General features: G+C 56.4%; 18 protein-coding genes. 5 read left to right on the top strand and 13 right to left on the bottom strand.

The window, feature by feature from the left end; all coding sequences use genetic code 11:
- Positions 1-13: 13 nt before the first annotated feature.
- The 9 genes from TIRI35C_RS09895 to TIRI35C_RS09855 form a co-directional block, all read right to left on the bottom strand.
- Entirely contained in the window at positions 14-718 is a 705-nt protein-coding gene (locus tag TIRI35C_RS09895; protein ID WP_188202703.1) for an FmdE family protein, read from the bottom strand.
- A gap of 124 nt (positions 719-842) precedes the next feature.
- Positions 843-1,424: a molybdenum cofactor guanylyltransferase MobA gene (gene mobA / locus TIRI35C_RS09890; protein WP_188202702.1), complete on the bottom strand. Its 582-nt coding sequence runs from the start codon at positions 1,422-1,424 to the stop codon at positions 843-845.
- A 111-nt stretch (positions 1,425-1,535) separates the two neighbouring features.
- Positions 1,536-2,531, bottom strand: coding sequence for a pyruvate synthase subunit PorB (gene porB, locus TIRI35C_RS09885; protein WP_188203216.1), 996 nt, complete (start codon positions 2,529-2,531; stop codon positions 1,536-1,538).
- Between the two features lie 10 nt (positions 2,532-2,541).
- Positions 2,542-3,726, bottom strand: a complete 1,185-nt coding sequence (gene porA / locus TIRI35C_RS09880; protein WP_188202701.1) for a pyruvate synthase subunit PorA — start codon at positions 3,724-3,726, stop codon at positions 2,542-2,544.
- Between the two features lie 11 nt (positions 3,727-3,737).
- On the bottom strand, positions 3,738-4,055 hold the full coding sequence (porD, locus tag TIRI35C_RS09875) for a pyruvate synthase subunit PorD (RefSeq protein ID WP_188203215.1): 318 nt from the start codon (positions 4,053-4,055) through the stop codon (positions 3,738-3,740).
- A 61-nt stretch (positions 4,056-4,116) separates the two neighbouring features.
- Positions 4,117-5,052 (bottom strand): 3-methyl-2-oxobutanoate dehydrogenase subunit beta, encoded by a 936-nt coding sequence (locus TIRI35C_RS09870; RefSeq protein WP_188202700.1) that lies wholly within the window; start codon positions 5,050-5,052, stop codon positions 4,117-4,119.
- Between the two features lie 5 nt (positions 5,053-5,057).
- Positions 5,058-6,245: a pyruvate ferredoxin oxidoreductase gene (porA, locus tag TIRI35C_RS09865; protein ID WP_188202699.1), complete on the bottom strand. Its 1,188-nt coding sequence runs from the start codon at positions 6,243-6,245 to the stop codon at positions 5,058-5,060.
- A 10-nt stretch (positions 6,246-6,255) separates the two neighbouring features.
- Positions 6,256-6,573 (bottom strand): 3-methyl-2-oxobutanoate dehydrogenase subunit delta, encoded by a 318-nt coding sequence (locus tag TIRI35C_RS09860; protein ID WP_058939905.1) that lies wholly within the window; start codon positions 6,571-6,573, stop codon positions 6,256-6,258.
- 42 nt (positions 6,574-6,615) lie between these two features.
- Positions 6,616-7,173 (bottom strand): pyruvate/ketoisovalerate ferredoxin oxidoreductase subunit gamma, encoded by a 558-nt coding sequence (locus TIRI35C_RS09855; RefSeq protein ID WP_188202698.1) that lies wholly within the window; start codon positions 7,171-7,173, stop codon positions 6,616-6,618.
- A gap of 223 nt (positions 7,174-7,396) precedes the next feature.
- On the opposite strand from TIRI35C_RS09855, the gene TIRI35C_RS09850 reads away from it, so the two are divergent.
- Positions 7,397-8,359: an inorganic phosphate transporter gene (locus tag TIRI35C_RS09850; RefSeq protein WP_188202697.1), complete on the top strand. Its 963-nt coding sequence runs from the start codon at positions 7,397-7,399 to the stop codon at positions 8,357-8,359.
- On the opposite strand, the gene hflX is transcribed toward TIRI35C_RS09850, so the two are convergent.
- A complete protein-coding gene (gene hflX / locus TIRI35C_RS09845; RefSeq protein ID WP_188202696.1) occupies positions 8,315-9,625 on the bottom strand; it encodes a GTPase HflX in 1,311 nt (436 codons plus the stop codon). The two genes, TIRI35C_RS09850 and hflX, sit on opposite strands and share 45 nt — an antisense overlap.
- Before the next feature lie 110 nt (positions 9,626-9,735).
- Between hflX and TIRI35C_RS09840 the strand changes: the two genes are divergently transcribed.
- Positions 9,736-10,095 (top strand): carboxymuconolactone decarboxylase family protein, encoded by a 360-nt coding sequence (locus tag TIRI35C_RS09840; RefSeq protein WP_058939901.1) that lies wholly within the window; start codon positions 9,736-9,738, stop codon positions 10,093-10,095.
- A 39-nt stretch (positions 10,096-10,134) separates the two neighbouring features.
- Here the strand turns inward: TIRI35C_RS09840 and TIRI35C_RS09835 are convergent, their stop codons facing one another.
- Positions 10,135-10,470: a nascent polypeptide-associated complex protein gene (locus TIRI35C_RS09835; protein ID WP_188202695.1), complete on the bottom strand. Its 336-nt coding sequence runs from the start codon at positions 10,468-10,470 to the stop codon at positions 10,135-10,137.
- A 59-nt stretch (positions 10,471-10,529) separates the two neighbouring features.
- Between TIRI35C_RS09835 and TIRI35C_RS09830 the strand changes: the two genes are divergently transcribed.
- The 3 genes from TIRI35C_RS09830 to TIRI35C_RS09820 are packed head-to-tail and all read left to right on the top strand — an operon-like array spanning position 10,530 to position 11,407.
- Positions 10,530-10,742 (top strand): hypothetical protein, encoded by a 213-nt coding sequence (locus TIRI35C_RS09830; RefSeq protein ID WP_246454762.1) that lies wholly within the window; start codon positions 10,530-10,532, stop codon positions 10,740-10,742.
- Between the two features lie 51 nt (positions 10,743-10,793).
- The gene (locus TIRI35C_RS09825) at positions 10,794-11,036 is read left to right on the top strand and encodes an AbrB/MazE/SpoVT family DNA-binding domain-containing protein (protein ID WP_246454760.1); all 243 of its coding nucleotides are present in this window, start codon (positions 10,794-10,796) and stop codon (positions 11,034-11,036) included.
- Positions 11,033-11,407, top strand: a complete 375-nt coding sequence (locus tag TIRI35C_RS09820) for a type II toxin-antitoxin system VapC family toxin (RefSeq protein ID WP_188202694.1) — start codon at positions 11,033-11,035, stop codon at positions 11,405-11,407. The genes TIRI35C_RS09825 and TIRI35C_RS09820 overlap by 4 nt, the downstream gene beginning before the upstream one ends.
- On the opposite strand, the gene TIRI35C_RS09815 is transcribed toward TIRI35C_RS09820, so the two are convergent.
- The gene (locus TIRI35C_RS09815) at positions 11,404-12,438 is read right to left on the bottom strand and encodes a tetratricopeptide repeat protein (RefSeq protein ID WP_188202693.1); all 1,035 of its coding nucleotides are present in this window, start codon (positions 12,436-12,438) and stop codon (positions 11,404-11,406) included. The two genes, TIRI35C_RS09820 and TIRI35C_RS09815, sit on opposite strands and share 4 nt — an antisense overlap.
- Positions 12,414-12,950: a methylated-DNA--protein-cysteine methyltransferase gene (gene otg / locus TIRI35C_RS09810; protein WP_188202692.1), complete on the bottom strand. Its 537-nt coding sequence runs from the start codon at positions 12,948-12,950 to the stop codon at positions 12,414-12,416. The genes TIRI35C_RS09815 and otg overlap by 25 nt, the downstream gene beginning before the upstream one ends.
- Positions 12,951-13,001 lie beyond the last annotated feature (51 nt).

Genomic DNA, 13,001 nt, shown 5'->3' with positions numbered 1-13,001 from the left:
AACTTTTCCCATGTCAGCACCCCCTTGGAGCGGTTTGGTTGATCTCCACTATGCCCCTGCCGACGACCCCTAGGTATGCCTCGCCGGCGCATCGGAGGCAGAAGGGTTCGCCGTTTATGTAAACCGCCTTCGGTTCCATGAACAGCTCGCCGCACTTTGAGCAGCGGGCGCTCTCAACTATCGGTGCCTGTTCTATTGGGGGAACCTTTACGCTCTCGATTTTGAATTCTTCCTTGGGGAGGTGGAGCATGGTTCTCGCTACCCTCTCCCACAGTTCCCACAGGCGCTTCCTCTCCTCTTCGGTTCCCCTCCGCTCCCTGACGACCTTGTTGAACAGCTCGAGAGCTTCGGGGGGATAGTGCCTCCTCAGCTTTTCCCCGTCGACGTAAACCCTGACGCCCTCCCACGTGGAGCGCTTTACGAGCGTCAGGGCGGTTTTTCCGAGGTCGAGGTACACCAGCGAATTGTTGCCGAGGGTGCAGCCCGTGGTGACCTGGACGCCGTCGGTGAAGCAGCTGTTTACTTCGACTATCGCGAGTACCGACTCATCGACGCTGCCGGAGTAGTCGAGCCTCCCAACCCCGAGCTCCTCCATCGCTATCAGCGACGCCCGTATTCCCAGGGCGAGGTAGGGGCAAACGTGGCCGTGGAACTCTCTCGCGTATTCCAGTATTCCATCAGCGTTTCTCTCCGCCACCAACCGGTTGAGCTCAAGCATTGTATCACCAATTTCAGATCAAGTAGCACGATTTTTAACACTTTTTTGATATTGGTGTTATAAACAAAAGGTTGGATAGTCGGGTCTTTGGCCCGGGACAACTCCCGGGAGGGCACCGGGGGATCTAAACGTTTCTTCCCATCAGCTTTCCAACGTCCCCGCGGGTGTTCACGTTGAAGAGGCTCCCCCGCCATTCCTCCGGCAGTTCATCGATGTCCACGTAACAGGAGTCGCTTTCCCGCACGGCCTGGTTTATAGCGTAGTTTCCTCCCTCGATCTTTTCCCCAAGAAGCGGGAGGAAATCCTGAGAATATGCTGCATGGAGCGGTTCGAGGTAACCGTTTGCCCATCTGGGCACACAAGCCGGCTTTTTTGCCCTTTGAAACACATCAATGATGAAATCAATGAAATCGGGGACGATAAGAGGCATGTCCCCTGCCACCACGAAGACATCGCCGAGGCTCAGCGCGGTGTAGATGCCGCCTATCGGGCCGATCATGAGTGTATCGACGAGGATGTCGTAGCCGAGCGCTTGAATCCTGTCGGTGTTCTCCCTGGATGGGATTATCACTACTCTGTCTATTCCCCTCGCCAGCTCAAGCCTCTCAATCGTGTGGAGAATAAGGGGCTTGCCGTCGATTCTGACGAGGAGCTTGTCGCCCCCGAAGCGCCTGCTCCTGCCCCCCGCCAGGACCGCCCCGATCACGCCTCACACCTCAGAACGGGTTGCTTTGAGAATACCTCACTAAAAGAACCGCCGGCTGACGTTGCTTCCCTTTTATCGGGGCATTAAAATGGGAAACAAAAGGGGAGGAACTCACTCCTCCGGCTTCGGAAGGGTGACCTCAACGCCGATGGTCTTCCACATTGCCTTTATCTGCTCGCGCATGACGTCTATTGCTTCCGGCTGCTTGAAGAGGTGCTTGAACCTGCCCTGGAGCTTGAGGTACTCCTCGATGGGCTTCTTGAACTCGATAGCGACGACCCTTCCTCCCTCGCGCTTGACCTTGGCGCCTCCTCCCGGAGCCTGTATCTTGATGTTCCAGATGTCGCCGTTCTCGATCTCGAAGAGCGGCCAGACACCGGTCTCGATGGCGAGGCGAGCTATCTCAACGCCCTTCTCGAGCGGGCTCTTCCAGCCGGTCGGGCAGGTACACTGGACCTGGACGAAAGCCGGGCCGTCCACCTTGGCGGCCTTCTTCATCTTCTTGACGAAGTCGAAGGGGTTGCCTATGCTGGCGGTTGCGACGTAGGGAACCTGGTGGGCGGCAGCTATGAGGGCGACCCACTTCTTGGGCTTGTCCTCACCGATGGAGTACTTGCCCGGCGGGCTGGTGGTGGTCCAGGCACCGTAGGGGGTGGAGCTTGACCTCTGGATTCCTGTGTTCATGTAGGCCTCGTTGTCGTACATCAGGTAAACGACGTTGTGCCAGCGCTCGAGCATACCGCTTAACGCCTGCATACCGATGTCGGCGGTACCGCCGTCACCGCCTATGGCGAGTATCTTGCCTTTCCTTCCGAGCTTCTTCCATGCTGCTTCAACACCGCTGGCAGCTGCAGCCGCGTTCTCGAATGCCACGTGAAGCCATGGGGCCTTCCAGGCGGTGTACGGGAAGACGGCACTAACGACCTCCATACATCCGGTGGCCTGGGCTATGGCGAAGGCGTTTGGATCGCCGTACTTCTCCTCCATGGCCTCGCTGAAGGCCTTGGTGGCGAGCTTGAGAGCGGTGGCACAGCCGCAGCCGGCACAGGCGGCGTGACCGGGTGCCCAGTACTCGCGAGTTGTGATCGGGGGCTTTCTAACTGCCATCTTCATCACCTCACAGAATCTCCTTCCTCAGGCCGATCCAGTTGACCTCATCAAACTCCTCTCCAGCGAGGGCCTTCTGCGCTATGGCCAGGGCCTCGTCGAGGTCCTTGAAGGTGACGTCCCTGCCTCCGAGGCCGAGGATGAAGTCTACTAAGATGGGCTTCTCGCTCTCGTTTATCAAAGCTCTGCTGAAGTCCTGGAAGAGTGCCCCACCGACGCTGAAGGTGATGTTCTTCTCAAGCAGAGCAAGAACCTTGGCCTTCTTCGCCAGCTCCCTGACCTCCTCGATCGGGAACGGTCTGTAAACGGTGAGCTTTGCAGCACCGACCTTGATGCCCTTCTCGCGGAGCATGTCAACGTACTCCTTGACGGTTCCAGCCAAGGAGCCCATGGTGACGAAGATTATCTCAGCGTCGTCCGTCCTGTACTCCTCGATCTTCTGATACTTCCTGCCGAACTTCTTTTCGAACTCCTCAAAGACCTCATCGATGACTTTCTTCGCTGCTTCGTTGGCCTCCCAGACGGTATAGCGGGCCTCCATGTAGTGGGCCGGGAACGCTAAAGTACCCTGGGTTATCGGCCTGGCTGGGTCGAGGTATGCGTACTTAGGCTCGTACTCGCCGAGGAACTCGTCAACGAGCTCCTGGTCCGGTATCTCGACCGGCTCAACGGTGTGGGTCAGGATGAAGGCGTCGAATCCAACCATCGCCGGGAGAAGGACCTTCTCGTTCTCGGCGACCTTGTAGGCGATGAGTATGAGGTCTAAAGCTTCTTGGTTGTTCTCGGCGTAGAACTGGAGCCAGCCGGTGTCGCGCTCGCTGATGGTGTCCTGCCAGTCGTTCCAGATGTTGATCGGGGCTGAGAGGGAGCGGTTTCCAACGGCGATGACTATCGGGAGCCTCATGCCTGCTGCAATGAAAAGTATCTCGTGCATGAGTGCCAGACCCTGGGAAGCGGTCGCGGTGAAGGTTCTAACACCTGCCGCAGAGGCACCGACACAGGCTGAAATCGCCGAGTGCTCGCTCTCGACCTTGATGAACTCGGCGTCGAGTTCCCCATCGGCGACGAACTCACTGATCTTCTCCGGAACGAGAGTTGAAGGTGTAATCGGGAACGCCGCTATGACCTTCGGCTTGGCGAGCTTGGCCGCCCAGGCGGCGGCTTCGTTGGCCTTCATAACCTTTCTCATCGGCATCGTTCACCACCTCACTTGCTCTCCCTAACCATTATTATTGCATCCGTCGGGCACTCGTTCGCGCAGATGCCGCAGCCCTTACAGTAGTCGTAGTCAAAGACGGGGTAGTTCTCCTCGTCGAGGTAGATGGCCGGCTCCGGGCAGTAGACGTAGCAGAGGTAGCAGCGGACGCACTTGTCCCGGTTGAACTCGGGCATGAAAACACGCCAGGAACCGGTCTTGTTTATGACGCTGCTTCCAGGAATCGTTGCTATCGCTCCGGGGGTCATCTTTTCGCTATACTCCTTCCCAACCCTCTCAATGTCGGCCTTAAACGGACTCTCGGCCATGCTTATCACCTCGGGTGACTTATCAGATGGAAACTTAAACCTTGGGGTAAAGATGGAAAGCTCAGCCGAAGACCTCGGCGAGCTTCTTGAGCTTCTCCCACTCGTGGTTGACCCACTGCTGGAGGATCTCTATGTCCTCCTTGGTCATGTACTTAAACCTGCCCTGGTACTTGAGGAACTCCTCTATCGGCTTCGGCTCCTTCTTCGGTGAGGGCATGTTGATCTTGTACTTTCCGTTCTCGTACTCGAAGAGCGGGAAGTAGGCCGTCTGGACGGCTAAGCGGGCAATCTCGATGCTCTTGTCGGTTGGTGAGCGCCAGCCGGTCGGGCACGGGGCGAAGAGCTGGATGAAGCTCGGTCCCGGGGTGTCCCTGGCCTTCTTGAGCTTCCTTATGAAGTCCTCAGGATAGGCGACGCTTGCCGTTGCCGCGTAGGGTATCTCGTGGGCGATGACGATGTCTATGACCTTCTTCTTGTGCCTCTTCTCGAGGAAGTGCTTCTTTCCGCCAGGGGTGTTGGTGGTCCAGGCACCGTACGGGGTCGAACCGGACCTCTGAATTCCTGTGTTCATGTAGGCCTCATTGTCGTACATTATGTAGAGCGCGTCGTGGCCCCTCTCGAGGAATCCGCTCAAAGCTTGCAGACCTATGTCCGCGGTACCACCGTCGCCGGCCCAGCCGACGACCATGACACCGTCCTCGCCCTTGACCTTGTACCCTTTGACCTTGAGGGCCGCCTCGACACCGCTCATAACCGCACCGGTGGTCTCAAAGGCCGTGTGGAAGAGCGGGGCGTCGAGGGTTGAGTACGGCCACGCACCGGCTATAATGGTCGAACAGCACGCGGGGATTGTGAAGATGGTCTTCTTGCCGTAGGTCTTGAGCACGTAGCGAAGACCCAGGGAAGCGCCACATCCCTGGCAGGCGGTGTGGCCCGCGTAAAAGTGCTCATCAGCTGGAATGCTCAACCTCTTCTTAACGTTCTCGGGAATCTCCATCTTTCTCACCTCTTAAGGTGGTACCAGTCCACCTCTACATCAAGCTCTCCCTTATCGATGATTGCCTTCATGTTCTCGGCTATCTTCCTGACGTCGTTCACCGTGAAGTCTCTTCCTCCAAGGCCGACGATGTAGTTCTTCATGAGCGGCTTAGCATCGGTGTTGTAGAGCGCCCCCTTGGACTCGTTGAAGAGTATTCCCTCCTGGCCGAAGGAGAAGTTCCTGTCGAGAACCGCTATGGCCTGGACGTCCTTGGCGAGCTCGTGCAGTTCTTCCTTCGGGAACGGCCTGAACCAGCGCACCTTGGCCGCGCCGACCTTGTAGCCCTCCTCGCGGAGAACGTCAACGGCCTGCTTGACGGTTCCCATGAGCGAGCCCATGCCCATGAAGACGAAGTCGGCATCCTCGGTGCGGTAAAGCTCGATCATCTGGCTGTAGTCCCTTCCAAAGCGCTCGCCGAACTCCTTGCCGACCTCGTGGATGACCTTCTTGGCATCTTCCATGGCCTTGGCGAGCTTGTAGCGGAACTCGTAGTAGTCGTTCGGGGTTCCGAGGGCACCCACTGATATCGGGTTGTCGAAGTCGGTGAGGGTGTAGAGCGGCTTCCTCGGCGGAAGGAACTCATCAACGAGCTCCTGGGGAATCATCTCGACGACGTCGTAGGTGTGGCTCAGTATGAAGGCGCTCTCAATCACCATGGCTGGAAGGTTGACGGTCTCGGCTATCTTGAAGGCCATCAAAACCCCGTCGTAAACCTCCTGGTTGTTCTCGGCGTAGAACTGCATCCAGCCGGTGTCCCTCTGGGAGAGGCTGTCGGTCTGGTCGTCCCAGACGCTCCAGGGAGGAGCCATGGCACGGTTCACATCGACCATGACTATCGGGAGCCTCGCACCGCTGGCCCAGTGGAGCATCTCGTGCATGAGCGCGAGACCCTGGGCGGAGGTTGCAGTAAAGGCTCTGGCGCCGGTTGCTGAGGCGCCTATGCTGGCCGCCATGGCGGAGTGCTCGCTCTCGACGGGGACGTACTGGATGTTCTCGATCTCGCCGTTGGCTATGAACTCGGCTATCTTCTCAATGATGCTGGTCTGAGGGGTGATCGGGTAAGCGGCCACAACCTCAACGCGCGCGTGCTTAACGGCGTAAGCGGCCGCGTAGTTACCGCTCACGACCTTCCTAATGGGTTTGTACTCCATAACCAACACCTCACTTCTCCTCTTTCTCCATGGTTATCGCTTTGGTCGGGCACTCGTTCGCACAGATGCCGCAGCCCTTACAGTAGTCGTAATCAACTCCCACGTAGCCGTCCTCGCGGATGAATATGGCCGGCTCCGGGCAGAACTTCCAGCAGATGTAGCACTTAACGCACTTCTCATCGTCAATGACAGGGATGAAGGTCCTCCAGTCTCCCGTGAAGTTGCTGAGAGTTGTTCCCAGACTCACCGGGGCCTCTGGATACTCGTCCACGCTCTTGAGGACGATTTTGGTGGCCCCTTCTTTCTTTTCACCAAACAGCGTGTTCAACCTTATCACCACCTTGCTTGGGTTAAGGGTAAGGAAAGAAGATCAGAGCTCGTAGATGACGGTCTTGTTAAAGGCTTCCTCTGCGGCCTTGGCGTTCTTCTCTCCGAGGGCGCCGGAGAAGACGTCCTGGATGGCCTTCTGGACATGCTCGAGGGTAACGACGCCGGTGGCCTTGGAGACCGCACCGAGGATTGCGGTGTTGGTGATCGGCAGTCCGAGGACGTCAAGGGCTATGGTGGTAGCATCGACGAGGGCGAGCTTGGCCGGCTTCTTCTTGAGCTTCTCGAGGACCTCCTCCTTGCTCTTCTCGGTGTTGACGATAACTATTCCGCCGTCCTTGAGACCCGCGGTAACGTCGACGGTGTCGAGAAGGCTCGGGTCGAGGACGACCACTATGTCCGGCTCGTAGATTTGGGTCTTTATCCTTATCGGCTTCTCGTCTATCCTGGTGAAAGCCGTAACCGGCGCTCCACGCCTCTCAACACCGAAGAACGGGAACGCCTGGACGTACTTGCCCTCAAGGAAAGCAGCTGAGGCTAGTATGTTGGCAGCGGTAACGGCACCCTGTCCACCTCTACCGTGAAAACGAATCTCGATCATCTTCTCTGCCTCCTTAAATTTGTCAAAGTTTATTCATCCAATGCATTTATTTAAGTTTCGGTATTGGCTTAAGCTTCCTTCGGCAGGTGTCTTTGGGTAGGCGTGAACGTTGTCAGTCGCCAATGGTAAAAAGCGGTCATCATTTCCCGAAAAAAGTTCGCCCGCTAAATTTTTAAATCCGCAAACCCCACGCGGGTATATAGTCTATATAGTGGTGGTTAAAATGGATGGCCTGGCGGTAGCGGCTGTTGCGGTTGCATTCTACATTGCATGGAACATAGGCTCCAACGATTCCGCCAATGCCATGGGCACCGCGGTTGGGGCTGGAATACTGAGTTTCCGCCAGGCCACGCTTACGATAGCGATTTTCGTCCTCATGGGGGTCTACCTCAGGGGATACAAGGTTATGAAGACCGTCGGGAAGGGCATAGTGCCTGAAGGGTACCTCACGATGGAGATGGCGGTCATAGCGCTCCTTGCCGCAGGCGTGTGGGTGACGATAGCCACCGTGAAGGGCCTCCCCGTTTCCACTACCCAGGCGATAGTTGGAGGGGTCATCGGAGTGGGCCTCGCCACCCATGCTCCAGTGAACTGGTACACCCTCATCAAAATCGCCGCCGCGTGGATTGTTTCTCCCGTGCTCTCGGGCCTGCTTGCGATAGTCCTGTACAGGTTCTACTCCTTTGTGGTGTCGAGAATCGGGAGCGTCTCTACCATCGAATCCCTCTACAAGGCCCTGGCGATACTCGGGGGTTCGTACATGGCATTCAACTTTGGAACCAACGAGGTGGCCAACGCCTCAGGACCCCTCGTCGGCGCGGGCTTCATGGAGCCGAAGGTGGCGGGAATCTTCGGGGCGATAGCGCTCTCCCTCGGTGCCCTCACCTTCAGCTACGCGGTGATGCACACCGTTGGGAAGAAGATAACGGCCCTTGGCCCAATATCAGCCTTCGCCGCCCAGTTCGGCTCGGCAATAGCCGTCAGCCTCGCCAACCTCTTCGGCCTCCCGGTAAGCTCAAGCCAGTCCATAGTCGGAGGCGTGGTGGGTGTTGGGTTATTGATGGGTCAGGGTGTTGAGAAATCGGTCATCAGGGATATAGTCTTTGGATGGATAGCAACGCCACTCACGGCCATAGCGATATCACTGGCCATCTTCAAGGCCTTCTCCCTCGTAGGGCTGGTTTAACCTCCTTATCCCCACGCCGAGCCTCGTCAGCTCCTTTATCATCCCCGTCTGTATGTAGGCCTCTATCCTGGTCTCCTCGCCGTATTCCACATTTAAGACCTCACCGATGGCGTTTATCAGAGCGATTGCCTTTGACACCTTCTCCGGCTCATTTACCCTTATCTCAAAGGCCCCGTACTTCGGCAGGGTCAGCACGGCATCCTCGAGCGCACCGTAAAGCTCCCCAAGCTCACCCAGCTTCGCGGAGATCGACACCACGCGGCGGAGGTTGATGCCCTTCTCCTCCGCTATCTCCCTAACCCTCTCGGCCTTGTCGCGGACGTCTTCCCTGCCGGTCAGGTCCATCTTGTTGAGTGCAACCACCATCGGCCTGTCCAGGGTTTTTAATTCTCTCAGGACGCCCAGGGACGCCAGGAATTTTCTTCTTATCTCCCCCCATGGTTCGCTCGCATCCAGGACGAGCAGGATTATGTCCGCCTTCACTATCTCCTCGAGCGTCGAGTGGAATGCCTCGACTATGAACGGCGGCAGACCGTCGATGAAGCCAACTGTATCTGTCACGAGAACCCTCTTCCCGCCGAGCTTGAAGCGCCTCGTCGTCGTGTCCAGGGTGGTGAACATCTGGTTCCTCGCCTCTATATCCTCCCCGGCGAGGGCGTTGAGAAGGGTCGATTTCCCTGCGTTGGTGTAACCGGCGAGGGCGATGAGTATGAAGCCGACCTCCTCGCGGCGCTTCCGTTTCACCTCTCTATCGGCTTTGACCCTCTCCAGCTCCCGCCTTATCCGGCCCATTCGGTAGCGGATGTGCTTGAGGTACTGCTGGGTCTGGTACTCGCCCATTCCCTTGAAACCCGCCCTGTCGCCAAGCTTGATTCTCCTAATCGCTTCCTTCACGAGCGGAACCTCGTACTGAAGTGAAGCGAGCTCCACCTGGAGTTTGGCCTCCTTTGAGTGGGCGCGTTTCTCGAAGATTTCGAGAACGAGCTGCCAGCGGTCGATGACTTCAACGCGGAGCTCCTTCCAGAGGTTGTACGCCTGGCTCGGGCTGAGCTTGTTGGCGAACACAACCTTGTCCGGTTCCAGCTCCCGAACCAGCTCCTTGAGCTCCTCCAGCTTCCCCTTTCCGATGTTGTACTTCGGGTGCTCCTCCCTGTTCTGCTCGAGTATCGCCACTACCTCGTAGCCGGCGCTTCTCAAAAGCTCTTCGAACTCCTCGCGGCTAACCCTGTCCCGCCTGGATTTTCTTATTACGCCTATCGCCCTCATCGGTCATACCTCTCCTCTGGGGTTTATAGTCTTTTGGAACGGCCGGTTTTTAACCTAAAGTTTGAGATACGCCTTTAAACCCAGAACGCGAGTTATTTACGGTGGTTCCCATGGATTACGACGATGTTAACGTCAAACTTGGGGAGATAGAGGAGCTCCTTGACAGGCTGGGTAAGCAGCACCCGAAGGAGATATCGGCCTTCTCCCGCTTCCTGCGTGAAACCCTCGACAACAAGGCCCTGACGACGCGCGAGAAGGAGCTGATCGCTTTGGCCCTCGGCATATCCGCGGGCTGCGAGTGGTGCATCTACCTCCACACCCAGAAGGCCCTCGCCGCCGGTGCAAAGCCGGAAGAGCTTATCGAGGCAGGTCTCGTTGCGGTTCTCATGGCCGGTGGTCCTGCCCTGATGCACCTCATACCCCTCATGAAGGCCATAGAGACCTTCCAGAAGGAGAAGGGGGAGGAGTGAACCTCGACGTTTTCGTTTTGTTCTCTTCTTTGGTCTGGCTCATTCCTCCGTCAGCTTCAGTATCGCCTCCGCAAGGTCGCCGTTTGCCTCTTCGAGGGCCTTTTTTGCTGTCTCGTAGTCAACGCCGGTCTGTTCCATCACGAGTTTTATGTCCTCCTCAGGGATGCTGACTATCGCCCTGACCTCTTCACTTCCGGGGATTATCTGGTAGCTCTTCTCGCCCTGTGCGGTGATTATAGTAATTGCCGGGTCTTTTATGATGATCTCCTTGTTTTCAAGCCTGATTACCACCTCTTTGACGTCATTGAGCTCCTCCATCTTGATGCCCATCTGGCGCATGAGCTTCTTCATCTGCCGCGGGTTCATCCCCATCATCGCCTACCACCTGGGGAGAGTTTCACCCGGATTTTAAAAAGGTTGGCAAAGTTTTTTAGGTGCTCCGCAAAATCCCGTTCGGTGGGAGCATGCCCTACATCCCCCAGACCGTTCCCACGGATTTTCAGATTGTGGTGGGGTTCCTGAGTGTAGCCCTGCTTCTCCTGGCGACCTGGCTCTTCTTCGACTGGATGGAGCGCTATGCCGAGAAAAAGAAGAGGGAAATAGCGAAGGAACTTGAGGAGCTTGAGGAAACGGGAGAAGTGTATTAGGGAATCGTGTTTGCCAAAAACTATTTATTTTCCAAAAATCTAATCTTTACCATGGCAGTGGAAGTTGTGAGGCTCGACGACAACGGGAGGGTTTACCTCCCCGCCAGCATCAGGAAAAATCTCCGTTCCAGGGAGTTCTACGTCGAGGAGAAGGACGGCAGGATAATCCTGATTCCCGTCAGGGAGAAGCTGATGAAATACCGGGGAATTTTCCGGGGGGAAAACCTTACCGGGGAGGATATTGACAAAATCGTGGACGAAGAAACTGAAAAGCTCCTGAGGGGAGAGCTGTGAGGGCCTACGTTGATGTTAACGTGATCTACTACCACCTTATTGATAACCCCGAGTTCTCTGATAGGGCCACCGATTTGCTGGAAGAACATTACGGGTCAATGATAACCTCATCTCTGACCGTTTGGCAGCTCTATATACTCCTCAGAAGGCTGAACAGTAACGGAAGGTTTGACCTTATGGAAATACTTCCGGAACTTGGGATTCGAGTCGTCCCGCTGACGCCTGAAATTCTCGTGGAAGCGGAGGGAGTAGAAAAGCTGGATTTTGATGACGCCATTCACTACACCACAATGAAGAAGTACGGCGTGAAGAGGATACTCTCGAACGACAGGGACTTCGACAAAATTGAGGGAATAGAGAGGGTATTTTAGCTCTGGTTCTCCTTCTCCTCCGGGAACTTCGAGGTCTCCTCGTTGGCCTTCATGATCTTTGCCCTGTATTCCTCGTACTTCTTTCTGGCCTCTTCCGCCTTGTCCTTCTCTCCCAGGTAGTCGTAGGCCTCAGCCACGTGCTTCCACCACATGGGGTCCTGCTCCGCCTCCTTCAGGCAGTATTCAAGGAACTTCTGGTATGCCTCCCTCGCCAGCTCCTCCTTTCCAAGCTTTCTCGCTATGTTGCCGACGTCTTCGTAAAAGACACCCTCCTCCCCGGCTTCCTTCTGGTAGTACTCAAGGGCCCTTTCCCATGCTTCCCTGGCCTTCTCCTCGTTGCCCAACTCTTCGTAGAGCTTTGCCACGTCCTCCCAGAACCACGGCTCCTCCTCGGCGTAGCGCTCAAGGGCTTTAGCTGCCCTCTCCATGTTTCCCGCCTTCTTCCAGTACTCGTGGGCCTCCTTGAGGTAGTAGGTGTCCTTCTCCTTGTCGTAGAGGGCCTCATAAATCTCCGCCGCCTTCTCGTACTTCTCGGCCTTCTCGTAGGCCCAGGCGGCGCTCTCCATCCAGCCGAGCTTCTCGTACATCTCAGCGGCCTTCAGGTAGTTTCCGGCCTTCTCGTACTTCCTTGCCGCGGCCTTGTATTTGCCCATCTTTTCGAGTTTTTCCGCCGAGCGGAAGCGGTCTGTCAGGCTTAAATCCGGCTCGCTGATGTACCAGATGCCGAAGGCAACAATTGCTATGAAGAAGACTATTATTCCGGCGACGACGTTGAGGCTCCGCCAGGTGGCGCTCAGGTAGAGGCCGTAGCCGCTTATCGCGGTGAATATCGCGAGTATCGCCCCGTACTTCCAGCTCTCGGCGTAGAGCGTCAGTCCGGTAAAGAAGAGCAGCATCAGGGTGACGCCGAGGAAGCCGAGGGTGAGTATCACCTGGAGCAGCAGCTTCCAGCCGCCGTACCAGACTATTCCAGCGGCTATTGCTAGGATTGCTATCAGGAAACCGATTAGGTACGCTTTGAGCTTGTCCATCCTTCCACCCCCTCGATTTCGAGCAGGAACATCTTCTCCTCCAGCCTTGGAGTGTAGTAACCGATGTTATCTCTGGCCACAACCCTGTGGCAGGGAACGACTATCGGGTACGGGTTCCTCCTCATCGCCCCGCCTATGGCCCGTGGTGACGTGCCAATAGCCCTGGCAAGGCCACCATACGTTATAACACTCCCTCTTTTAACGTTTTTCGTGAGCCACTCGTAAACCCTCCTTTCAAAGGCCGTTACGCCCTCAAAGGAGAGCTCCGGCAGAATTTCGGCGTTACTCATCCTGCCGATGATGACGTCTCTGACGAGGATGGGGTAGTCCTGCCTTCCGCGTTCGGTACTGACGTCCACGCCCCGTTTCCTCAGAAATCCCGTGAGGCGGTTGAGGTTCCTCTCGAACTGCTCCCAGTCCAGCGCGAAGGTTATTCCCTGAATCCCGTCCTCAAAAAGCACAGCTATCCAGACTTCCCTGTCGGCTATCCGAAACTTCTCAATGCTCAGCATAACCCCATCGGTAACGCTTTAAGGGTAGCGCTTTAAACGGTTGCGGTGGTG

It is taken from the genome of Thermococcus camini (assembly GCF_904067545.1).
In the GTDB taxonomy this organism is placed as follows: domain Archaea; phylum Methanobacteriota_B; class Thermococci; order Thermococcales; family Thermococcaceae; genus Thermococcus; species Thermococcus camini.
This window is presented reverse-complemented; position numbering and strand designations above follow the sequence as displayed.

Bases quoted from the DNA above. Each gene is read 5' to 3' on its own strand.
- hflX (WP_188202696.1), bottom strand. From the start codon at position 9,625: ATGAGGGCGATAGGCGTAATAAGAAAATCCAGGCGGGACAGGGTTAGC.
- TIRI35C_RS09870 (WP_188202700.1), bottom strand. From the start codon at position 5,052: ATGGAGATTCCCGAGAACGTTAAGAAGAGGTTGAGCATTCCAGCTGAT.
- TIRI35C_RS09835 (WP_188202695.1), bottom strand. From the start codon at position 10,470: ATGATGGGGATGAACCCGCGGCAGATGAAGAAGCTCATGCGCCAGATG.
- porD (WP_188203215.1), bottom strand. From the start codon at position 4,055: ATGGCCGAGAGTCCGTTTAAGGCCGACATTGAGAGGGTTGGGAAGGAG.
- porA (WP_188202701.1), bottom strand. From the start codon at position 3,726: ATGCCGATGAGAAAGGTTATGAAGGCCAACGAAGCCGCCGCCTGGGCG.
- TIRI35C_RS09850 (WP_188202697.1), top strand. From the start codon at position 7,397: ATGGATGGCCTGGCGGTAGCGGCTGTTGCGGTTGCATTCTACATTGCA.
- TIRI35C_RS09840 (WP_058939901.1), top strand. From the start codon at position 9,736: ATGGATTACGACGATGTTAACGTCAAACTTGGGGAGATAGAGGAGCTC.
- TIRI35C_RS09815 (WP_188202693.1), bottom strand. From the start codon at position 12,438: ATGGACAAGCTCAAAGCGTACCTAATCGGTTTCCTGATAGCAATCCTA.
- porB (WP_188203216.1), bottom strand. From the start codon at position 2,531: ATGGCAGTTAGAAAGCCCCCGATCACAACTCGCGAGTACTGGGCACCC.
- TIRI35C_RS09825 (WP_246454760.1), top strand. From the start codon at position 10,794: ATGGCAGTGGAAGTTGTGAGGCTCGACGACAACGGGAGGGTTTACCTC.
- otg (WP_188202692.1), bottom strand. From the start codon at position 12,950: ATGCTGAGCATTGAGAAGTTTCGGATAGCCGACAGGGAAGTCTGGATA.
- TIRI35C_RS09895 (WP_188202703.1), bottom strand. From the start codon at position 718: ATGCTTGAGCTCAACCGGTTGGTGGCGGAGAGAAACGCTGATGGAATA.
- TIRI35C_RS09855 (WP_188202698.1), bottom strand. From the start codon at position 7,173: ATGATCGAGATTCGTTTTCACGGTAGAGGTGGACAGGGTGCCGTTACC.
- porA (WP_188202699.1), bottom strand. From the start codon at position 6,245: ATGGAGTACAAACCCATTAGGAAGGTCGTGAGCGGTAACTACGCGGCC.